This is a genomic window from Brochothrix campestris FSL F6-1037 (assembly GCF_000525915.1).
Taxonomy (GTDB): domain Bacteria; phylum Bacillota; class Bacilli; order Lactobacillales; family Listeriaceae; genus Brochothrix; species Brochothrix campestris.
On the sequence record NZ_AODH01000022.1, the window covers coordinates 16,632 to 38,612 of the forward strand.

General features: G+C 40.3%; 23 protein-coding genes, 1 tRNA gene and 1 pseudogene. 6 read left to right on the forward strand and 19 right to left on the reverse strand.

What is annotated here, in order from left to right:
• Window positions 1-69 precede the first annotated feature (69 nt).
• Window positions 70-1,290: a GNAT family N-acetyltransferase gene (locus tag BCAMP_RS05430; protein ID WP_035314310.1), complete on the forward strand. Its 1,221-nt coding sequence runs from the start codon at window positions 70-72 to the stop codon at window positions 1,288-1,290.
• A gap of 59 nt (window positions 1,291-1,349) precedes the next feature.
• On the opposite strand, the gene BCAMP_RS05435 is transcribed toward BCAMP_RS05430, so the two are convergent.
• The 7 genes from BCAMP_RS05435 to BCAMP_RS05465 form a co-directional block, all read right to left on the reverse strand.
• Window positions 1,350-1,835, reverse strand: a complete 486-nt coding sequence (locus BCAMP_RS05435) for a GNAT family N-acetyltransferase (RefSeq protein WP_035314311.1) — start codon at window positions 1,833-1,835, stop codon at window positions 1,350-1,352.
• A 13-nt stretch (window positions 1,836-1,848) separates the two neighbouring features.
• Entirely contained in the window at window positions 1,849-2,595 is a 747-nt protein-coding gene (gene aroD, locus BCAMP_RS05440; RefSeq protein ID WP_035314313.1) for a type I 3-dehydroquinate dehydratase, read from the reverse strand.
• 276 nt (window positions 2,596-2,871) lie between these two features.
• Window positions 2,872-4,128 (reverse strand): GTPase HflX, encoded by a 1,257-nt coding sequence (hflX, locus tag BCAMP_RS05445; protein WP_051456909.1) that lies wholly within the window; start codon window positions 4,126-4,128, stop codon window positions 2,872-2,874.
• 14 nt (window positions 4,129-4,142) lie between these two features.
• Window positions 4,143-4,970: a metal ABC transporter permease gene (locus BCAMP_RS05450; protein ID WP_198015719.1), complete on the reverse strand. Its 828-nt coding sequence runs from the start codon at window positions 4,968-4,970 to the stop codon at window positions 4,143-4,145.
• Entirely contained in the window at window positions 4,916-5,623 is a 708-nt protein-coding gene (locus tag BCAMP_RS05455; protein ID WP_035314316.1) for a metal ABC transporter ATP-binding protein, read from the reverse strand. The genes BCAMP_RS05450 and BCAMP_RS05455 overlap by 55 nt, the downstream gene beginning before the upstream one ends.
• 193 nt (window positions 5,624-5,816) lie before the next feature.
• Entirely contained in the window at window positions 5,817-6,743 is a 927-nt protein-coding gene (locus tag BCAMP_RS05460; RefSeq protein ID WP_035314318.1) for a manganese-dependent inorganic pyrophosphatase, read from the reverse strand.
• 69 nt (window positions 6,744-6,812) lie between these two features.
• Complete coding sequence (locus tag BCAMP_RS05465; protein WP_035314319.1) at window positions 6,813-7,907, reverse strand: AI-2E family transporter; 1,095 nt, start codon at window positions 7,905-7,907, stop codon at window positions 6,813-6,815.
• Window positions 7,908-8,101: 194 nt separating this feature from the next.
• Here BCAMP_RS05465 and BCAMP_RS05470 point away from each other — a divergent pair, with 194 nt between their 5' ends.
• Window positions 8,102-9,466: an MATE family efflux transporter gene (locus BCAMP_RS05470; RefSeq protein ID WP_084038592.1), complete on the forward strand. Its 1,365-nt coding sequence runs from the start codon at window positions 8,102-8,104 to the stop codon at window positions 9,464-9,466.
• 296 nt (window positions 9,467-9,762) lie between these two features.
• Here BCAMP_RS05470 and BCAMP_RS12540 read toward each other — a convergent pair whose 3' ends face one another.
• Both BCAMP_RS12540 and BCAMP_RS05480 read right to left on the reverse strand, forming a co-directional pair.
• Complete coding sequence (locus BCAMP_RS12540; protein ID WP_084038594.1) at window positions 9,763-10,314, reverse strand: HesB/IscA family protein; 552 nt, start codon at window positions 10,312-10,314, stop codon at window positions 9,763-9,765.
• Window positions 10,315-10,331: 17 nt separating this feature from the next.
• Window positions 10,332-10,574 (reverse strand): NifU family protein, encoded by a 243-nt coding sequence (locus BCAMP_RS05480; protein WP_156921151.1) that lies wholly within the window; start codon window positions 10,572-10,574, stop codon window positions 10,332-10,334.
• A gap of 199 nt (window positions 10,575-10,773) precedes the next feature.
• Between BCAMP_RS05480 and BCAMP_RS05485 the strand changes: the two genes are divergently transcribed.
• From BCAMP_RS05485 to ybaK, 3 genes and pseudogenes are all read left to right on the forward strand, one after another.
• Window positions 10,774-11,127, forward strand: coding sequence for a YuzD family protein (locus BCAMP_RS05485; RefSeq protein ID WP_232217925.1), 354 nt, complete (start codon window positions 10,774-10,776; stop codon window positions 11,125-11,127).
• On the forward strand, window positions 11,124-11,372 hold the full coding sequence (locus BCAMP_RS05490) for a DUF1450 domain-containing protein (protein WP_035314322.1): 249 nt from the start codon (window positions 11,124-11,126) through the stop codon (window positions 11,370-11,372). The genes BCAMP_RS05485 and BCAMP_RS05490 overlap by 4 nt, the downstream gene beginning before the upstream one ends.
• 14 nt (window positions 11,373-11,386) lie before the next feature.
• Window positions 11,387-11,879, forward strand: a pseudogene (ybaK, locus tag BCAMP_RS05495) (Cys-tRNA(Pro) deacylase).
• A gap of 13 nt (window positions 11,880-11,892) precedes the next feature.
• On the opposite strand, the gene BCAMP_RS05500 reads toward ybaK, so the two are convergent.
• From BCAMP_RS05500 to BCAMP_RS05535, 8 genes are all read right to left on the reverse strand, one after another.
• A complete protein-coding gene (locus tag BCAMP_RS05500) occupies window positions 11,893-12,549 on the reverse strand; it encodes a hypothetical protein (protein ID WP_035314323.1) in 657 nt (218 codons plus the stop codon).
• A gap of 72 nt (window positions 12,550-12,621) precedes the next feature.
• Entirely contained in the window at window positions 12,622-13,032 is a 411-nt protein-coding gene (gene spx / locus BCAMP_RS05505) for a transcriptional regulator Spx (protein ID WP_035314325.1), read from the reverse strand.
• Window positions 13,033-13,429: 397 nt separating this feature from the next.
• Entirely contained in the window at window positions 13,430-14,728 is a 1,299-nt protein-coding gene (eno, locus tag BCAMP_RS05510; protein ID WP_035314327.1) for a phosphopyruvate hydratase, read from the reverse strand.
• A gap of 87 nt (window positions 14,729-14,815) precedes the next feature.
• The gene (gene gpmI / locus BCAMP_RS05515) at window positions 14,816-16,345 is read right to left on the reverse strand and encodes a 2,3-bisphosphoglycerate-independent phosphoglycerate mutase (RefSeq protein ID WP_035314329.1); all 1,530 of its coding nucleotides are present in this window, start codon (window positions 16,343-16,345) and stop codon (window positions 14,816-14,818) included.
• A complete protein-coding gene (gene tpiA, locus BCAMP_RS05520; RefSeq protein WP_035314331.1) occupies window positions 16,345-17,100 on the reverse strand; it encodes a triose-phosphate isomerase in 756 nt (251 codons plus the stop codon). Before tpiA ends, gpmI begins: the two co-directional genes overlap by 1 nt.
• A 34-nt stretch (window positions 17,101-17,134) precedes the next feature.
• Entirely contained in the window at window positions 17,135-18,316 is a 1,182-nt protein-coding gene (locus tag BCAMP_RS05525) for a phosphoglycerate kinase (protein ID WP_035314332.1), read from the reverse strand.
• 119 nt (window positions 18,317-18,435) lie between these two features.
• Window positions 18,436-19,452, reverse strand: coding sequence for a type I glyceraldehyde-3-phosphate dehydrogenase (gene gap, locus BCAMP_RS05530; protein ID WP_035314334.1), 1,017 nt, complete (start codon window positions 19,450-19,452; stop codon window positions 18,436-18,438).
• Between the two features lie 47 nt (window positions 19,453-19,499).
• The gene (locus tag BCAMP_RS05535; protein WP_035314336.1) at window positions 19,500-20,525 is read right to left on the reverse strand and encodes a sugar-binding transcriptional regulator; all 1,026 of its coding nucleotides are present in this window, start codon (window positions 20,523-20,525) and stop codon (window positions 19,500-19,502) included.
• A gap of 293 nt (window positions 20,526-20,818) precedes the next feature.
• Here BCAMP_RS05535 and BCAMP_RS05540 point away from each other — a divergent pair, with 293 nt between their 5' ends.
• Window positions 20,819-21,055 (forward strand): hypothetical protein, encoded by a 237-nt coding sequence (locus tag BCAMP_RS05540; RefSeq protein ID WP_035314338.1) that lies wholly within the window; start codon window positions 20,819-20,821, stop codon window positions 21,053-21,055.
• 64 nt (window positions 21,056-21,119) lie between these two features.
• Here BCAMP_RS05540 and BCAMP_RS05545 read toward each other — a convergent pair.
• Together BCAMP_RS05545 and treR are read right to left on the reverse strand one after the other, a co-directional pair.
• Window positions 21,120-21,191: transfer RNA gene (locus tag BCAMP_RS05545), tRNA-Arg, on the reverse strand.
• A gap of 67 nt (window positions 21,192-21,258) precedes the next feature.
• Window positions 21,259-21,981: a trehalose operon repressor gene (gene treR / locus BCAMP_RS05550; RefSeq protein ID WP_035314340.1), complete on the reverse strand. Its 723-nt coding sequence runs from the start codon at window positions 21,979-21,981 to the stop codon at window positions 21,259-21,261.

Here is a 21,981-nt window from a genome sequence, read left to right on the forward strand (position 1 = left end):
TTAAAAGCAAGCAACTATGGTATATTATATTCATAATTACTTTTCATAAAACATTTGGAGGTCGAAATTATGGAGCCGAAAGCTCTACAGCACAACTTTGAATTAAAGCTCGTCGAAAAAACGGACGTGACACAATTCAATGAATTATTACGTTATGTATTCCAAGTTACAACGGACGATTTACACACTTTTGGGTGGGAAGAAGAAGAAATTCGGCAGGCGAAGCTCCCTGTGCTTGAACAAGCTGATGTTATTGGCTGGTATGATCAAACGAAGCTCATCTCACAAATTGCGATTTATCCGTTCACCGTCAACATTTTTGGGCAGCAGTATGCCATGGGTGGCATTACCGGTGTGGGAACTTATCCTGAGTATGCTCGAATGGGCTTAATGCATGATTTAATGATTAGTGCACTACAAAAAATGCGTGAAAATAAACAATTCATCTCGTATCTCTATCCGTATTCGATTCCCTTCTACCGTCGTAAAGGCTGGGAAATCATTAGTGATAAAATGACCTTTAAGGTCAAAGATACACAGTTACCAAAAACAAAAGATGTGTTAGGCATGGTTGAACGCACTGACTGTGATGACCCCCTTATTTTTACAATTTACGATAATTTCGCCGCTCAACAACACGGCAGCATGATTCGCACCCAACTTGCATGGGATGAATACTGGCGCTGGGAGTCAGATGAAATGATGGCCGCAGTTTATCGCGATACGACGGGAACACCTACTGGTTTCTTGTTTTATCGCTTGGCAGATGAGGTCTTTTATTTGAAAGAAATGGTCTTTTTAAACGAAGAAGCCCGCAGTGGTCTTTGGAACTTTATTTCAGCCCATTTTTCGATGGTCAATGAGGTACAAGGTTCAACCTATACCGATGAAGCACTCGCCTTCTTGCTCGATGATAGTGAGATTAAAGAGACAATCACACCTTATTACATGGGACGAATTGTCGATTTATTACCGTTCTTGCAGCAGTTTCCATTTAAAACGTTGTCAAAAGTGAATGGCTCTTGGTGCTTTGCAGTAGAAGACCCACTGGCCGAGTGGAATCGCCAAACGTATGAATTAAGTTTGCTTAACGGTACAGTCACTGTATATGTTAGCACCAAACAACCGACAACGACCGTCACAATCCAAACGTTGACAACGATGTTTTTAGGCTACAAACGACCGACGTATTTAAAGAAAATCGGTCGCTTGAATGCAACGTCTGCTGAAGTACAATTGCTTGAAAGTATTATTCCCGCAGATGTTCCCTATTTTTCTGATTATTTTTAAATACTATCCAAAAAAAGCTCATGCTCTATCGTTGATTAGCGATAGCACATGAGCTTTTTTTAAAGAACCATTTGATAGAAATCAACATCGAGCCAACGGTCAAACTTAAAACCGACTTCTTTCATACGGCCACTAAACGTAAAACCAAGCTTCTTATGGAGGTGAATACTTGCACTATTCTCACTATCAATCCCTGCAAGCATCACATGATAGCCTTCTTGTTTAGCGATTGCTATTAAGTGTTGCATTAAAGCAGTCGCAATCCCTCTCCCCGCAGAGGTCGGATTCACATAGATGGAATGTTCAATCGTTTGTCGATAGCCCGGATACGCCCGAAAGGAGCCATAGGTTGCATAACCGACAACTGTTTCATCGATTTCATACACAAACAGGGGCCAGCCTTCCTGTGCTTGTCGCGCTATCCAGGCTCTCCGGTCAGCCACTGTCACAGGATCATTTTTGTAAATCGCTGTCGTCTTTAAGATTGCCTCGTTATAAATGGCCGTTATTGCTGCTGCATCTTTCGCTTGAGCGATTCGAATCATCTGTCTCTCCCCCTCAGTACATTTGGCGTGCCAGTTGTTCGATTTCTAACTGTCCTGGTGCGCTTGTTGCTTCCAAGGCACCAAAGGTCATCACTGAGCCACTAAACGAACCAATTAAACGACTGACTTGTCCTAACGCGCCCATTGAGATTGTAATCACAGGCACGCGTTGGCACGCATAACGTTGACTCGCTTCAATCAAACGTAGCACGTCTAATTTTGAATGGGGCATCACTGCTAATTTAGTAATATCAGCCTCTGCATCAGCTCCTGCTTCTAACAGGTTAACCATTGTTTGAACCGGTGGTGTCCGTTCAAAATTATGATGAGAGACAATCACTTTCGTCCCTTGTTGGCGAATTCGGGAGCATAGCCCCGGTGCTAGTTGTGGCAGAAGAGCTAACTCAATATCGATTGCTGCAAAACTACCAGTGGCACTCGCCCACTGCAAGAGTTCCTCATAAGTAACCGTCGAAAGCGTTGCTTGACCACCTTCAGCACGCGTTCGACACGTGAAAATAAGCGGTGTTGTCCCGATTGCTGCTTTAATGATAGTAAGAACCTCTTGGCGTAACGGCTCATTTGACCATTCAACAAAACAATCAACCCGCCATTCTAGAACATCAACAAAGGCTTTTTTCTGCTTAAACAGCTTTAATTCAGCGGCAATAGCTGCCGTCGTTGCCCCACTTAAAGAAACACAACGCCGCGGTGTTCCTTCCTTTATACTGACCTGACCTAACATTAACTGCTCGCCCATCGTTCACACGCCCCTATCTGTTATTTCTTCTCATTTTACACGTTTACGTTCTATTTGAATAGATTAACGCCACAAAAAAGCGGAGGCAACTGCCTCCGCTCCAAACTGAAGATCAACGCTGTTCTAGGTCGTCAATGCCTCACCTTCTCGGAGTCGGTACCATCTGTACACTCTCCTCAAAGGCTTGTGTTTCCTACAACGAAAGTGACATCAACCGCTTAGAAGCAAACAGCTTGGAAGATAAATGGCAGTAACGGGAAATAGTTGCCTTCATTTTTATTCCGTAATAAATTCGCCGTGTGTACGTATAAAATGCTGTGGCGTAATCGCGGTAATTTGCGTGCCATCTTCAACATACTCCAGCTTAATTATCCGTGCTTCTTCGTTCATTTGTGCAACAACATCACCACGGTCATACGGAATAAGCCAGCTATGCTCTTCTTCATCCGCAAAGAGCTCGGCTTCGATGGCTGCCATTAAGGCTGGTAACCCTAAGCCGGTACGTGTTGAAACCCATACATGGTTCGGCGGCATAATTTGTGATACTTCCGGTACTAAATCGGCCTTATTCCACACGTGAATCATTGGTTTATCTTCTACACCAATGGCTTTAAGCGTTTCTTCGGTAACGCGTTGGCGCTTATCAGCATCAGGACTAGCCGCATCAATCACATGAATGAGTACATCCGCTTGAATTACTTCCTCTAAGGTCGAACGGAATGCCTTCACTAGTTGTGTCGGTAACTTATCAACAAAACCAACCGTATCTGTTAATAAGAATGGTTGATGATATTTCGGATGAATCCGACGCACTGATGTTTCGAGCGTTGCAAACAACATGTCTTTTTCAAGCACGTGTTTTTCGTCTGTTTGCGGATGGTAAGCACTGACAAGTGTATTTAAAATACTTGATTTCCCTGCATTCGTATACCCAACAAGTGCTGCCACACGCAAGCCTTTTTTCTGACGTGATCGTCGTTGATTGTCCCGTTCATTCGCAACGATTTTTAATTCACGCTGATACTGATTGATTTTATCACTGATTGTTCGACGATCGAGCTCAAGTTTGGTTTCACCCGCACCTCTGTTCGCTAAACCCGATGAGCCACCACCTTGACGGCTCATTGAAATACCCATACCCGCTAGGCGTGGCATTAAGTATTGTAACCGTGCGACTTCAACCTGTAGCTTCGCCTCACGTGTTTGAGCACGATCAGCAAAAATTGCTAAAATCAGCATCGTACGGTCAATGATTTCAACCTCAAGTGCCGCTTCTAAGTTTTTAATTTGGCTCGGCGTTAACTCATCGTTAAACACGAGCGTTTCGCTCTGGGCTGCTGCTAAGTAACCTTCCAGTTCAGCTAACTTCCCTTTACCAATATACGTACCGGCATGCACGCGTTCGCGTTTTTGTGTTAAGACATGACCGACAGTTAAACCAGCCGCTTCTGCTAAGCCTTCTAACTCAACCATTGATTCAGCAAAATCATTCACACGCGGTAATTCAACCCCTACTAAGATAACATTTGTCATAGTGTCTCCTCTTCTTACTTATATTTTCTACCCTTTAAACGTAACCAAACGGTACGGGCAACGACTGATACAATAAACATGCCAATTAAAACGAGGGTAATTGAGGCACCCGGTGGTGTCCCGACTTCATACGACATCGTTAATCCGCTGTAGACTCCAATCAACCCCATCACAACACTTAAAATAATTGCAACGTCAAAACTCTTAACCCATTTAATCGCTATCGCTGATGGTAAAATCATCAAAGATGACACAAGTAAGGCACCAACAATTGGCATCATAATCGCAACGGCTAAACCCGTTAAGACACTGAATACCATTGAGATTAAACGCGTATTTAAGCCACTCGTATAGGCCGTATCTTCATCAAAGGTCAACACATACATATGGCGACGGAATAACAAGTAAAGTGTCACTGCGATAATTGCTAAACCTAATAGTAAATAAACACTCTCGTTATTAATTGTTACAATCGAACCGAATAAAAACTGTGAAATACTCGCGGTTGAATTCCCACCATTCACACTCGTTAAAACGAGCGCTAGCGCTAATCCACCTGACATTAAAATCGCAATCGATAACTCGGAATACGTCTTAAAAAAGCTTCGCATCACTTCGATAATTAAACCACCAATGACCACGACAATAATGGTTGTATAGGTTGGATTAACTCCGATAGTGAAACCTACTGCCACACCTGCTAATGAAATATGGGCTAGTGTATCGGCAATTAGTGACTGCCGTCTTAAAATAACAAACAAACCAAACAACGGGGCAAGAATCGCAATTAATGTGCCTGCGATGAATGCGCGCTGCATGAATTCATGCAAAAACATCTCCACTCGGTATCTTCCTTTCGTGTTAAGCGTAATTCACGATCAACATATCTCGTGAGATCGTCATCATCATGGGTCACCATCAAAATCGCACGGTTGTGCGAATCAGCATAATGACGCATCAGTTTATAAAAGTTTTTACGGTTCGCTTTATCCATCCCGGTTGTTGGCTCATCCAGTACAAATAAGTCTGGCTCGGCCGCTAATACGCGCGCCATACAGATGCGTTGTTTTTGTCCGCCAGAAAGGGCACCAATTTGCGTATCACGATACTTCCACATGTCAACTGAACGCAGTGCTTCTTCGACTTTCTCATGATCAAGTGCTGACAAGCGTTTAAACCATTTTCCGCGTTGAAAACGTCCCGAACGCACGAGCTCAATGACCGTGCTCGGAAAACCAGCATTGAAGGATGCAACCTGCTGCGGTAAATAGCCAATTTGAAATTTTTCACCTTTCGCATTGAGCAATGTTCGTGTCACTTCACCGTTGGCTGGCTGTAGTAATCCGAGCACGATTTTTAATAAGGTTGATTTAGCCGCTCCGTTTTCACCGGTTAACGATACAAACTCACCTTCACTCACATGAAACGATACATCGGATAACACCGGCTCATCGTCGTATTTAAACATAATATCTTTCACTTGTATATAATCCACTGTACTCACTCCTCGTCAAACGTCCTAAAACGTAAGCATTACGTTTAAGTATATGCTGATTGTCGACAAATAACAAGTAAAAATCCTTGATAGGTTGTCCTATCAAGGATTCAGATTGTAGCTAAAGTCCAAATAAACTTCATTTTCTTTTAAATGCTATTACAGTCACTTTTTCTACGAGATGATTTCACATTTAGTTAAATAATGGTGTTAAGATTGGCACGATTTGTTTCTTACGTGACACGACACCTGGTAATGTTGCACGGTTGTTCACTAAGGTAACATCGTAGGCACGTTCAACGACGGCTGCCTCTGTACCTAATACAAGAACATCAGAATCGTTCGTTAAGATGTTTGTGATGGCAAACAAGAACATGTCTAAACCTTTGTCAGCCATTTTAGCGTTGATTGCCGCTTCGATATCAGTTTGACGAACAAGCACATCCGCTGGATCAACCACATTCACTTGTGCGATTTCAACTTTTTTCGTACCCATCACAAATTCTTTGGCATCTAACGTAATTAACTCAGCAATCGTTTTTTGGCTGACGTCAGCGCCTGCTTTTAATAAGTCTAAGCCGTATACTTGTGCGTCAACACCGGCAAGTGCTGCCAGTTCAGTCGCCGCTTCGATATCAGCTGGTGTACAGGTTGGCGACTTGAATAATAACGTATCTGAAATAATCGCCGATAACATTAAACCAGCGTTTTCTTTTGAAGGTGTCACACCGTTTTCTTTATACAGTTTTACTAGGATTGTCGCTGTACAACCAACCGGTTCAATCCGACAAACGAATGGATCCGCTGTTTCAAAGTTAGCAATACGATGATGATCAATCACTTCTGTTACAGTTACTTGATCACGGTCAGATACACTTTGTTGTGCTTCGTTGTGATCCACTAAAATTACACGATCCGTTTCGTTAGCGACTGTTTCCACTAAGCGTGGTGCTGGTACTTTAAAATAATCTAACGCGAATTGTGTTTCGGGATTAATCGCGCCTAGGCGTACTGCTTCTGCTTCAACACCTACAGCATTTTTCAAGGCAGCGTAACTAATCGCTGCTGTAATTGTATCTGTATCAGGGTTCTTATGCCCAAAAACTAATGTTTTACTCATCTTTAATCGGCTCCTTCTGTTCTGTTTTCGTTTTTATTTTATCATAAATAAATCGCAAACACATCTCTATCATTCAGCCTTTATTTTTGCCTCCTGATTGAGTCGCCACATTTTATTAATATTAACAACTATTGTCTTAGCAACGGCATAAGTCGGGACTGCTAGAAGCATCCCCATCAAACCGGCTAGATTGCCCGCAACAAGCAAGACAATAATAATCGTCAGCGGATGAACATTTAATGAACGGCCAACAATCAGTGGATTCATCACGTTTGAGTCTAATTGTTGCACAATCAGAACGACAATGATAACGGCTAATGCCTGCCATGGTGAAATGAAAATCCCAACAATAACGGCGGGTAATAAACCAATCCATGGGCCTAAGTACGGAATAATATTCGTACAACCGGCAATCATTCCTAATAGTAACGCATAAGGCTGACCAATAATTAAGTAGCCTACAAAGGTGAGGATTCCGACACATAAACAATCCAACGTTTGACCACTAATATAGGCCGAAATCGTTTGGCTCATCTGTGATAAAATCGTACCGACCTCATCTTGTATGCGACGAGGGAAAAATTTAACCGCCTTGCCATTGAATTTATGACCGTCTTTAAACATGAAGAAAACAATAAAGGGAACGGTAATAATCGTAATCGTAATACTTGCTACCACTCCAATAATACCTGAAATACTACTCGTAATGTTTGCAATGACTGAATTGACAACATTAGACACGTTTACATTGGCTTCTTTTAACATGCCTTCAATATCCAACTGTTGAATCCGCGGATTCGCAAGCACCTGCTCAAAATAACTGTTTGCCTTTGTCCAATATCCTGGCATTGCCTTTCCTAGTTCCACCAGTTGGTTTACAAGTGGCGGAAAGATAATGTATGAAAAAACAATGATGATGGCAATTAATAGTAGAAACACTATTAAGGTTGCCCATAGACGCTTCACCTTGATTTTTTCTAACAGTCCAATCACGGGATTCAACATGTAAAAGATAAAACCGGCTAATAACATCGGCATGAAAATTGTTGAGATAAACGTTCGTATCGGACCGAATAAAAAGGACATTTGCGTAAATAAAAAGACAAGTAGCGCAAGCGCTAAAATTTCAACTGTCCAAAAAAATAATTTTGAATTTTTAAACACACCTTCTCCTCCTTAATCAATGTAATAGCACCATTATAACAAAAAAACAAGATTCTATCCTAACTATAGCAGCACTTGCAACTCTCCTCCAGACGTTTATAATAAGACAAGACGTCCTCAAAATTACAAACTGATATCCGCTAATAAAAAAATAGCTTTTAAATATCATTTTCGATACCCCTAAGGAGGGTCTTATGCCAAAAAAAATCGATTTCACTGGTCATCTCTCATATAAATTAATGACCATCGCCTTGCTTATGTTTGCTTGGCCAATCTTCACTGAACAATTTTTACGTGTGCTCATTACCAACATTGACATTTTTCAACTGAGTTTTTATTCTGATGATGCTGCCACAGCCGCTGGGGTCGCGAATCAAATCATTGTCTTAACGATTTACATATACGGCTTTGTTTCTGTCGGCTTACAAATTTTAATTTCACAGCTGCTCGGCGCCCGTCGTCATAAAGAAATCACGGATGTCATTACAACGGGGTTAATCTTAGCTGCACTACTTGGTATTATTTTAACGTTGGTGTTTTTATTCTTCTCGGCTCATTTTTTAAGTTGGCTAGGCTTAAGCGATCATTTAATCGCCCTCGGCACACCATTCCTACAATGGACGGGTGGTGCTTCAATTGTCATCGCAGTCCAATCGGCTATTTTGCCAATTTTACGAAGTCATGGTTTTGTCAAGCAAGCGATGTACGTTCCCGTTGTCACAAGTATTCTCAATGTCATCGGGAATTACCTCTTTCTCTTTGGTCCCTTTGGTATTCCTGTTTTAGGAATGGCTGGGGTCGGCATTGCGACCGCACTCGCAAACTTCATTGGTTTGCTCTTAGCGCTCTATTTACTCAATCGTCATGTTGGTTACCGTTTCACACTAAAAAAGGCGCGTGCGCTCACCTACAAGCTTAGTTACGCCATTTTACGTTTAGGCTTGCCTTCGTCTGGTGAATCGATTTCATACAGCGGATCACAAATTATCATCACCTCAATTATCGCGGTGCTTGGTTCAACAGCTCTAACTACGAAAGTATATGTTTCAAGCATCACCCAATTCGTCATCTTATTGCCGATTTCAATCGGCCAAGCCACTCAAATTTTAATCGGTCATCAAGTCGGAGCACGCAACCCTGACCAAGCGTATCGTCAAGGTTGGCACGGCTGGCTCATCGGTACAGGTCTCTCATTGTTTGGTAGTTTTCTTTTATACGTCTTCTCAGCACCATTAATGAGTTTCTTCACCTCAGACCCTGAGGTGATTGCCCTCTCGAAGAACCTCTTTTTACTTGGGTTAGTCTTAGAAACGATTCGCGCAACCAATATTATTTTAATTAACTCTTTAAATGCGACAGGCGATGTACGCTTTCCTTTCATCGTCGGCTTAATTATTATGTGGCTCGTCAGCCTCCCTTTTGCTTATGTCTTAAGTGTACCGTTGCAAATCGGCTTAGCTGGCATTTGGATTGCTTATATTATTGACGAAGGTATTCGTGGTGGCTTAATGGCCTATCGCTGGCGCTCAAAAGTATGGGCACTTAAACGTATTTTATAGCAGGTTCGATTACTCGTTGTATCGAAAAAGGGTTTCTCCTCAAACTAGGAGAAACCCTTTCAGACAGAAGATAAACGCTGTTCTAGGTCGTCAATGCCTCTCCTTAGCGGAGTCGAGTACCATCTGTACACTCACCTCAAAGGCTCGTGTTTCCTACTATAACAACATTTCTATTCAGTCTTATCATCTCGTAAACAAAGTCACTGTAATAGCATTCGAAAGAAAATGAAGTCTCTTTAGACTTTGTCTACAATCTGAAAGGGTTTCTCCTCAAACTAGGAGAAACCCTTTTTTATTTATGCTTTTTGACATTGACACTCTGCATCCGGATGAGAACCATCTTTACGACCACATTTACAGGTTTTCACTGTTCCCTGTTCTGATGAATCATGTTGGTGCTCATGTTTATGTTTTTGTCCGCCACAACCACAACCTGCTTCGTCTGTGTGCTCATGTTTATGTCCATGTCCGCCACATCCACAACCTGCTTCGTCTGTGTGCTCATGTTTATGTCCATGTCCACCACATCCACAACCTGATTGTTGTTGCACATTAGGATTATCGATGATAAACCCTTCATTGCCATGTTGGATGCCATAATCGACAGTTGTTCCAGTCAGTAATGGTACATCTTCTTTACGAATCAACGAGGTAAATCCATCAAAAAATTCTTCAATATCATCTGCCTGTTTTTCTTCCGTTAATTGCATCCCATAATTCATACCACCGTATTCATTACGCTCTAAATATAAATTAAAAGCATATCCTTCTAACTCGTTTTTTTGCATCGCCTCTTTAATTTCAGCCTGTGCTTTTTCCGTAAAGTTAACCATTCGTTCTGTCATCATCCAACCTCCTCATAATCTTAAAAAACTTGTTTTACACCTTTAATGTAAGGTAATGTGTCCAATAACCGTTGTTCAATACTCGCAGTCAATGTGAAATCTGAACTCGGACAGGTTGCGCAAGCGCCTAACAATCGTATTTCTACAATACCGTCTGTATATCCTACAAGTTCGCAGTTTCCACCGTCTTTGAGCAAATAAGGGCGCAATTTATCGAGCGTTCGTTCAATTTCGCGTTGCTCATCTTGATTCACTTTGCCCACCTACCTTTCGCCTTTTATTATCACAAATCACTATCATTAAGTTTCATGATGTCACTACGCAACATACTTTACTCTTTTCATTATAAAGTTTTTAACATCAAAAAGCGAGATTTGAAACTAGATGATTCAAGCCTAATAATGGTAAATTTCATTTTTATGACTTAAAATAAGGGTAAATCCTAATAAAGGAGACAGTTGTATGAAAAAAACAGTCGAACTTTTTATTTATGGTGCTGAGATTTTGTGTCCTAGCTGTGTGAATATGCCTTCCTCGAAGGATACCGAAGAATGGTTGCGTGCTGCCTTATCACGTCATTTTCCAAATCAAGCTTGCACAGTGACCTACATCGATATTTTTTCCCCTCCAGAAGATGAACAACATCTCGCTATGGTGCATCAAATTATTGAAGATGAACTATTTTATCCGGTTGTCGTCGCAAATCAAATCATCTTAGCAGAAGGACAACCACGATTAAAAAAAAGTCTACTCCTATTTAGAAACGCTAGGCTATATACCTGTCTCTCAAAAGAAAGAGAAAGTGATTTAAAATGAACCCATTGATTGAATTCTGTGTCAACAACTTACTATCTGGCTCAGAACAAGCACTTAAAGAGCTGGAAAATGACGACCGTCTTGACGTCGTTAGCTATGACTGCCTAACCTATTGTGACACTTGTGCGACCTCACCTTATGCCTTAGTTGAAGGTGAAGTGATTCGTGGCAATACGCCGGATGAATTGATTCATAATATTTACACCTATTTATATGATGAAGATTATCTTGAAAAAGCAGAGTAAAGGACGGCTGAAAGATGGCAAAAATAAAAAAAACAAATGCGATGCGAGAACTCGATAAATTAAACATCGCTTATGATATAACAACCTATGCTTGGGATCCTGAACACCTTGATGCCTCTCATGCAAGCGAGTCAATCGGAATGAATGCTTCCACTGTTTATAAAACACTCGTCTTAAAAGGTGATAAAACTGGTCTATTAGTTGCCTGTATTCCCGCTAAAGAAAAAATCGATTTAAAAAAAACTCGCTCGTATTAGTCAAAACAAACGTGTGGATATGTTAGACATCAAAGAATTACTACCTGCTACCGGATACATCCGCGGTGGCTGCTCACCATTGGCGATGAAAAAACACTATCCAACTTATCTCCATGAACAAGGTCTTGAATTGAGTGAATTAGCGATATCCGCGGGTAAACGTGGCATGCAAATCATTTTAGCGGGTACTGATCTTAAAGATGCCACTAACGCGACCTTTGCTAACCTAATTGAACAGGAATCAAAATGAAAAAACGAACCGCCTAACGGTTCGTTTTTTCTATGTCTAATAAATAAAGTCCATCCATCATCAACCCAACATATTCGTTCGAACTAACATTCACAACATCAAATACCTTCGTTGAAAAATGCAGCCACTCCCGTTCACACCCATCTTCAAAACAAATCGTTTTTTGTTCTGATGTATCAACTAATAAAATCCCTTTGTCAGAGCAACACATCTGAGTATACTGCTTATTCAATTGTTGCTCGTCGTTTAGCATAAGTTGGTCGTCACGATATAAATACTTGCGGAGGAGACTGCCATCGTCACTTAATGTAATCAATTCATGTGAGACTTTATCTAAATCAAAGGCAGAGATAGCTGCTGATAAATGGTGTGTCTTTATTAACACACCAGCCCTACTAAAATGATAAATCACACTTGTCGGAAAAGGGAGCGTGATTAACAAAGTTTCATTAAAAAGCAATGCCGGCACATCGAGCCAATTTTCTTGATGCTTTTCAATCAGTTCTAACACACTCATCCAAGCTTCACCAAATTTAGCCGTAATGTAGGCCTCCTCAGCTATTTCCTCGACTGCGGTTAGTCGAGTTTTACGATATAGTTTTTCATCTTTATTGAAATACAAAGTATGATCCCTTACAAACAGATTCACACCTTCTGCAATGTAGCTCACGTTGTTCTCCCCCTTATAAATAAACAGACGTCGCACATAGGCAACGTCTGTTTGATTACAAGTTTCCACCTATTAAATTGCTTCTTCAAGATTAAGTTTAGCTTGTAATGCAGATAATTCATAATTTCTCACTTTACGTGGTAAGAAACTACGGATATCTTCTTGGTTAAAGCCTACTTCTAATCGTTTTTCATCGATTAAAATAGGACGTTTCATAATGGTTGGATTTTCAATCATCAAAGTGAATAGCTCATCCAATGTATAGTTATCAATATCTTTTTTTACATGTTGAAAGGCTTTAGATTTTTGCGAAATCACATCATCTGTTCCATTTTCAGACAGGCTCAAAATTTCTTTTAATTGATCACGTGTTAATTTTTGTTTAAATAAGTTTTGTTCTTTAAATGGAATATTATGCTCTTTCAACCAAGCAACTGCTTTACGACAAGATGTACAACTCGGAGTAGTATAGATTGTTACCATATTCCAGGACCCCTTTCGATTTTAAAAGGCTTTGAGATACAACCAAGACTTTATATTTATTTCCCGATATATGGAAAAATTAAACATTTTATAGTTCTGGCTTTGATTTTATATGAATTCAAGTATCTCTTAGACCTAATTATACCTCCTTATCGACTACTTGTCTAGATGTCCAACAATATTTCTTACTCAAACACTCGGAATTAAGTTAATCAACTTCGCGATGGCGCTAGGCAGGCTAGAATAGCCTTTTCCTAACATAAAAACAATCATAATTGACTATTGTTGCCCACGTTTCATTTTATGATGATTGCTATCAAAAAATTGAGACATCCTTCTCTTTAAAAACAAAAAAAACTGCTACCCTTGCGGGAGTAGCAGTTCTCATTTTCAAAAATTATTTAGCTTTGATGTTGTAGAATGTAGCTTTACCGTGGTATTCAGCTAATTCATCTAATTCATCTTCGATACGTAATAATTGGTTGTATTTTGCAATACGGTCAGTACGTGATAATGAACCAGTTTTGATTTGACCAGCGTTTAATGCAACAGCGATATCAGCGATTGTTGCATCTTCTGTTTCACCAGAACGGTGAGAGATAACAGCAGTGTAACCAGCGCGTTTAGCCATTTCAATCGCGTCAAATGTTTCTGTTAAAGTACCGATTTGGTTAACTTTGATAAGGATTGAGTTAGCGATGCCTTTTTCAATACCTTCAGCTAATTTTTCAGTGTTAGTAACGAATAAATCATCACCAACTAATTGAACTGTATCACCTAAAGCAACAGTTAATTCTTTAAATCCAGCCCAGTCATTTTCGTCAAGACCATCTTCGATAGATACGATTGGGTATTTAGCACATAAGTTTTTGTAAAGCTCGATCATTTCTGCAGTTGTTTTTTCGCCTTCACCAGAATCAGCTAATACGTAAACACCTTTTTCTTTATCGTAGAATTCAGAAGAAGCAGCATCCATTGCAAGTAAAACATCTTCGCCTGGTTTGTAACCAGCAGCTTCGATTGCTTCAATGATAACTTCAAATCCTTCTTCGTTTGAACCAAGGTTAGGAGCGAAACCACCTTCGTCACCTACAGAAGTAGCTAAGCCTTTAGCTTTCAAGATTTTAGCTAACGCGTGGAATACTTCTGCACCCATACGTAGACCTTCTTTGAAAGAAGGAGCGCCAACTGGCATAATCATGAATTCTTGGAAGTCGATGCTGTTATCAGCATGTGAACCACCATTGATGATGTTCATCATTGGAACTGGTAATACTTTACCGTTTGTTCCGCCGAAGTATTTGTAAAGTGGTACGCCTAATTCGTCTGCTGCTGCACGAGCTGCTGCGATAGAAACACCTAAAATAGCGTTTGCTCCAAGGTTACCTTTGTTTTTAGTACCATCTAAATCGATCATTAATTTATCGATTGCTGGTTGATCAGTTACTTCCATACCGATAACTTTTTCAGAGATGATTGTGTTAACGTTTGCTACTGCTTTAAGAACACCTTTACCTAAGTAACGTGCTTTATCGCCATCGCGTAATTCTACTGCTTCGTATTCACCAGTTGATGCTCCTGAAGGAACGATTCCGCGACCAAAGCCACCATCTTCTGTAAATACTTCTACTTCTACTGTTGGGTTACCACGTGAGTCTAAGACTTCGCGTGCGTATACATCGATAATTGCTGACATATTATAATTCTCTCCTTTTAAGTTAAGTTATTTCCATCACTTATTTTACCCTGTTTTTCGGAAAAAACAAAGTAAAGTGACGAGTTTTTATTTAATAATTAATGATTCACCAGTCATTTCAACTGGTTTTTTAATGTTTAGTAAATCTAACATTGTTGGAGCGACATCCGCTAAGCGACCGCCTTCACGTAATGTTACACCTTTTTTAGTTACAATTACTGGCACTGGCACTGTTGTATGAGCGGTATGCGGTTCGCCCTCTGGTGTCGTCATTGTTTCTGAATTCCCGTGATCAGCGAAGATAATTGCAGCTCCACCTTTAGCAAGAATTGCATCAACGACACGACCTAAGTTTTCATCAACAGCTTCAATTGCTTTAATTGTTGGTTCTACCATACCTGAATGTCCAACCATATCTGGATTGGCAAAGTTCAAGATGATTGCATCATGCTTATCTGCTTCGATGTCTGCTACGAGCGCATCAGCCACTTCATAAGCACTCATTTCTGGTTGTAAATCGTATGTTTCAACTTTTGGCGAGTTGATTAAAATACGACTTTCGCCCGGAAACTCTTCATTACGTCCACCGTTCATAAAGAAGGTAACGTGTGGGTATTTCTCTGTTTCTGCAATACGTAACTGAGCTAACCCCTCATTGGATAACACTTCACCAATCACATTTGTCATTGGCATTGGTGCAAAAGCAACTTCTGCATCAATACTTGGGTTATAAAGTGTCATTGTTACGTATTTCAAGTTCTCAACATGGTTGTCACGGTCAAAGAATTCCCATTCTTTATCAGTGAACGCATTTGATAATTGGATGGCACGATCAGGACGGAAGTTAAAGAAAATAACAGCGTCGTTATCGTTAACGGTTGCAACTGGTTGACCATCTTTAGTGATGACAGTTGGCACGACAAATTCATCATTCTTCCCAGCAGCATAAGAAGCTTCAACTGCTTCTTTTGCGGATGCTGCTGTTGCGCCAGTCCCATTTGTGATAGCGTTGTATGCTTTTTCAACACGTTCCCAACGTTTATCACGGTCCATAGCGTAGAAGCGACCAGAAATTGTAGCAATTTCGCCGTATCCAAGTTCAGCAATCTTAGCATTAACTGTGTCAATGTAACCTAAGGCTGAACGAGGTGCGACGTCACGTCCATCTGTAAACAGGTGGAGATACGTGTGTTTAACGCCTTGTTCTTTCGCTGTTTCTAACAGTGAAAGCAGGTGGTTAATGTGACTATGCACACCACCATCAGACAAGAGACCAAACAAATGTAAATTTGAATCGTTGTCTTTCGTATGTGTATAAGCACCATTTAAGACCGGGTTCGTTTGGAACTCGCCATCAGTGATTGCTTTGTCGATACGTGTTAACGATTGATACACAATACGACCTGCACCGATGTTTGTATGACCAACTTCAGAATTCCCCATTTGACCTTCAGGCAGACCAACATCTAAGCCAGCAGCTTTCAGTTGACCATGTGGAAACTCAGCCATATAACGATCGAGGTTTGGTTTTTTCGCTAAGGCAACTGCGTTTCCGACAGTTTCATCGCGTAAACCGAGGCCATCTAAAATGATAATTGCAACAGGGGCTTTAGTCATTATTTTGCACCTTCTAATAAGGCTAAGAATGATTCAGCTTCTAAGCTCGCTCCACCAACTAAAGCGCCATCAATGTCGCTTTGAGCCATGTATGATGCAATGTTTTCTGGTTTAACAGAACCACCGTATTGAATACGAACAGCTTCTGCAGCTTCTGCAGAAACAGCAGATGCAACAACTTCACGAATAGCAGCACATGTTTCGTTTGCTAATTCAGCAGTTGATGATTTACCAGTTCCGATTGCCCAGATTGGTTCGTAAGCAAGAACAGCTTGTTTAACTTGTTCTTCAGAAAGACCAGTTAAAGCTGCTTTAATTTGGCCACCAACGAATTCGTTAGTAATACCAGCTTCGCGTTGTTCTAATGTTTCACCACAGCAGATGATTGGTGTCATGCCATGTTTGAAAATCGCGTGTGCTTTTTTATTGATATCTTCGTCTGTTTCGTTGAAGTACTCACGACGTTCAGAGTGACCGATAACAACATAGTTAACACCTAAATCAGCGATAGCAAATGGGCTGTTTTCACCTGTGAATGCGCCAGTATCTTCAGAGTAGCAGTTTTGAGCAGAGATACGTAATTCTGTACCTTCAACTAAACGACTAACTTCTTGTAAGAATAGTGCTGGTGCAGCAACAACTGAATCAATTTCAGTATGTGATGGTACTTTGTTTTTTACACTTTCGATAAACTCAGCAGCTGTAGCAGCTGTTTTGTTCATTTTCCAGTTTCCTGCAATAATTGGTTTACGCATTAATAAAACTCCCTTTCAACGAAACTAATTTTTATTATTTGTTATCTAACGCTTCAACGCCTGGTAATACTTTGCCTTCGATAAACTCAAGTGAAGCACCACCACCAGTTGAAATGTGGCTCATTTGATCAGCAAGGTTGAATTTTTCAGCTGCTGCTGCAGAATCCCCACCACCGATAATTGAGTAAGCATCAGAATCAGCTAATGCTTGGGCCACACCTTTAGTACCGTTAGCGAATGCGTTTAATTCAAACACACCCATTGGTCCGTTCCAAATAACAAGTTTAGATTCAGCAATTACTTTGCTGTATAATTCAACTGTTTTTGGTCCAATATCAAGTGCTTCCCAGTCAGACGGAATTTCAGTAATTGGTACCACTTTACGCGGTACGTCTTCGCCAAAACCATCTGCGACAACAGCATCAACTGGTTGTAAGAAGTTAACACCTTTTTCTTCTGCTTTCTTAAGGAAAGACAGTGCAAGTTCTTGTTTGTCTGCTTCAAGTAATGATTTACCAATTTCAAGGCCACGTGCTTTAGCAAATGTGTATGCTAAACCACCACCGATGATTAAGTTATCGACTTTGTCGAGTAAGTTTTCAATTACGCCGATTTTATCTTTAACTTTTGCACCACCGATAATAGCTGTGAATGGGCGTTCTGGGTTTTCCATTGCTTTACCTAATACTTCTAATTCTTTTTCCATTAAGAAGCCGGCAACAGCTGGGATTTCATGTGCAATACCTGTTGTTGAAGCATGCGCACGGTGAGCAGCACCAAATGCATCATTAACAAAGATATCTGCTAAAGCAGCAAATTCTTTTGCTAATTCTGGATCGTTTTTAGTTTCACCTGGATAGAAACGAACGTTTTCAAGAACTAAAATATCGCCATCAGTCATCGCATCGATTTCAGCTTTAACATTAGCACCATAAGCTTCATCTACTTTTTTCACTTCTTTGCCTAATAAATCAGCTAAACGTTTTGCGGGTGCGTTTAAGCGTAATTCTTCAACAACTTCGCCGTTAGGACGACCTAAGTGACTTGCTAATAAAACTTTAGCACCATTTTCTGCTAAAAATTTGATTGTTGGTAATGCTGCACGAATACGAGTATCGTCAGTAATGACGCCATCTTTAAGTGGCACGTTAAAGTCGACACGAGTAAAGACAACTTTGCCTTTAACATCGATATCACGAATTGATTTTTTGTTCATATGTCATAGCCTCCAGAATAATTAGTTAATCGTTTAAACGATTATTGAACAATAGCGGAAACTCTCGTTTCCGCTATTATTCATTTCTTATGAAAATGTCGCTGTTTTACAACAGTTTATTATTTAGCTAATTTAGCAAAGTAAGCTAATGTACGAACTAATTGAGAAGTGTAAGACATTTCGTTATCGTACCAAGCTACAGTTTTAACTAATTGAGTATCGCCAACAGTCATAACTTTAGTTTGAGTTTCATCAAATAATGAACCATAGTTAATACCTACGATATCAGAAGAAACGATTGGGTCATTTGTGTAACCGAAAGTTTCAGGAATTGAATCAGAGTAAGCTTTCATTGCAGCGTTAACTTCTTCAACAGAAACTTTTTTGTCTAAAACAGTTACTAATTCAGTTAATGAACCAGTTGGAACTGGAACACGTTGAGCAGCACCGTCTAATTTACCAACTAATTCTGGTAATACAAGGCCGATAGCTTTAGCAGCACCAGTAGTGTTTGGAACAATGTTAGCTGCAGCAGCACGTGCACGACGTAAGTCACCGTTACGGTTTGGAGCATCTAATGTGTTTTGGTCACCTGTGTAAGCGTGGATAGTTGTCATTAAACCAGAAGTGATACCAAAGTTATCTTGTAACGCTTTAGCCATAGGAGCTAAACAGTTAGTAGTACATGAAGCACCAGAGATAACTGTTTCAGAACCGTCTAATTCGTTATGGTTAACGTTGTAAACGATTGTTTTCATGTTACCTGATGCAGGTGCAGAGATAACAACTTTTTTAGCGCCACCTTGTAAGTGTAATTCAGCTTTTTCTTGAGTAGTGAAGAAACCAGTACATTCAAGAACGATGTCTACGCCTAATTCGCCCCAAGGGATTTTAGCTGGGTCTGGTTGAGCAGAAACAACTAATTTTTTACCGTTAACGTTGAAGAAACCTTCGTGTACTTCAACTTCGCCGTCGAAACGACCTTGTGTTGTATCATATTTTAATAAATGTGCTAATTGTGAAGCATCAGTTAAGTCGTTGATTGCTACAACTTCCAAACCTTCTACGTTTTGCATACGACGGAACGCTAAACGACCAATACGTCCGAATCCATTAATACCTACTTTTACTGTCATGAGTAAATTCCTCCTTCAATAATTGAAAGTTCTATATTTTAAAAGGGTTAGCCTTCTAAAAGCTTATGTGCTGCACCCTCATCTGTGAATAATATCGCATGATGAGGGGCATGTTTGACGAATGATGCAATCGCCTTAGCTTTGGACTTACCACCTGCACCAATAAAGACGTGAGGGATATTTGCGAGCTCTCCAAGCTGTAAACCGATTGTTGGCACCTGATACACTACATTCCCGTTTTCATCAAAATAATAACCAAAAGCTTCACCTACGGCTTGCTTTTCTTTGATAATTTCGAGGGTGTTTGTATCGGTATGCCGTCTTTGCGTCATTGTCACTGCATCGCCAATTCCATGCAACACTGCGTTTGCCGATTGTAGCAAATTAAGTGTGTCACGTACAGTTGGTTCTGCAAGTAAAGAGCGATAAGTTGATTCCGTCACTTGTTCGGGCACATAGAGTGCACGGTGACGTGTACCGGTTTTTTCTGCCAAGCGTGAGCAGATTGTATTGGCTTGGTTACTTAACTCTTCACCTAAGCCTCCACGGGCAGGCACAAATAATAAATCACGCCCGTTGGCGAAATTAGCTGGCGCAATGCCGGCAATTTCAGCCATTGTTGTACCACCGTTAACGGCAATTACGTCGCCATCAATCAGCACTTTGTCCAGGGCTGTAATCATCGCACGACAGAGATCTTGTTTCACCCAAGCGGCAACATCACTATCTCCTTGTACAATAACCACGTGAGCGATGCTTAGCTTTTGCGCTAATGCATCTTCCAACTGTCTAATTTCAGATGTTTCATCGATAACTGTAATCAACTCATGATACACAGTTTTACCAATTTCTGTTATCGACATTCCAGCGGAAGTCATTGTGATTAATTGTCGGTCTTTCAAAAAAGCTACCTCAGTACGCAATACTCGTTCTGACATTCCTAGCATTTCCGCTAAGGCACGCCGACCGATCGGTTGTGCAAAATAAATCGAACGTAAAATCCGATACCGTTTTTGCATAACAATGAAAATGTCGGGTACTAATCGTTTTTGAACTTTCAACAATTCTTGCATAATCTGACATCCCTCACTGTCTGGACGTTTTTTGACCCAGCGGTCATTTTTTTGTCCCGCTAACTCAAAAAAAAAATATTTCGTACTGTCTAAGCAATACTAACTTACACTCTTATAGTAACAGATTTCCGTTTCTTTTTCAACTATATTGTTTAAATAAACTCATATTTAAAAACCTTACTCTTCTCCTATTTATTTGATAGCCTAGTTCGATAGATAGCACGCTAAAATATGACATCCTTTTTAACGCGTGTTACTATAGAAGTAATGAATTCGTACAAGGAGGTTGTTTCATGAATTGGTTAAAAAAAGGGTGGTATTACATTCTACCAATACTCGCGCTCATCTTAAGCTTAATGAGCGATCAAAAAATAGACAAAAGTTTAGTGATGATTGTCGCTGGTGTGTTGTTGTTGATGATTTTAATGGATATTAGCAAGTATCGTATTTTGCAAGAAAAACGTAAAAAAGAAGCCGAGCAACAAACGAGCACCATCGCACAGGAGAGCACTAACAAAAAGAAACGCTAATAGCATACAAAAAAGGTGACCTACGCAACTAACAATCGCATAGGTCACCTTTTTTTGTATTAGATGCCCTCGGGGGGAATCGAACCCCCATCTTAAGAACCGGAATCTTATGTTCTATCCATTATACTACAAGGGCAAAAAACAAGTCTGTTCTAAAACGAACACACTTGTAATTGTAGCTATCACAGACGTTATTGTCAACCTTATTTATTTTGACGGCGGGCAAAATCGACAAAGCGGAACTTATCCAAACGATGTCGTGAAATCGTATATTGAATAAAAGCGGTGTTTTCAAGATGAACATCACTTCTTACAACAACAACATGTGTATCACCATGAAGATCTAATAACTGTTGATCTTCGAGCGTCACTGGTTCGACTGTGTATTGTTTATGGGCAAAATCAATCGTCAAACCGAGGTCCTTTTCCATATAATCATAGATCGAATCTTCGGCCCGTTTTGTTGGCATCTCAGCTACAAATTCTTTTGCTAAATAATCATCATCGATAATAACAGCTTCATCATCGATAAACCGCACACGTGTCAAGTGAATGACCGGTGTATCAGAGCGCATACCTAGTCGCTTCGAAATTTCGAGTGGCAATACTTGTTCTTCATTGCGGATGACCTTCGTTGTGGTCGCTTTTGCTTTCACTGTCATCAATTCTTTAAAACTCGTCAAGCCCGATACAGGAAAATCAAACCGCGTTTGATCTAATACAATCGACCCTTTACCCTGTTGTTTTTGAATATAACCGGTTTCTCGCAAACGTCGAAGCGCCTTACGTACTGTTTCACGCGAAACGTTATATTGCTCAGCTAAATCATTTTCACTACGGAGTGGTTCACCAACACGATATTTTTTTTCATCAATCGCTTGTGCTAGTTCTTCGTAAATTTTCATAAACTTATTTTGACTCGCCAT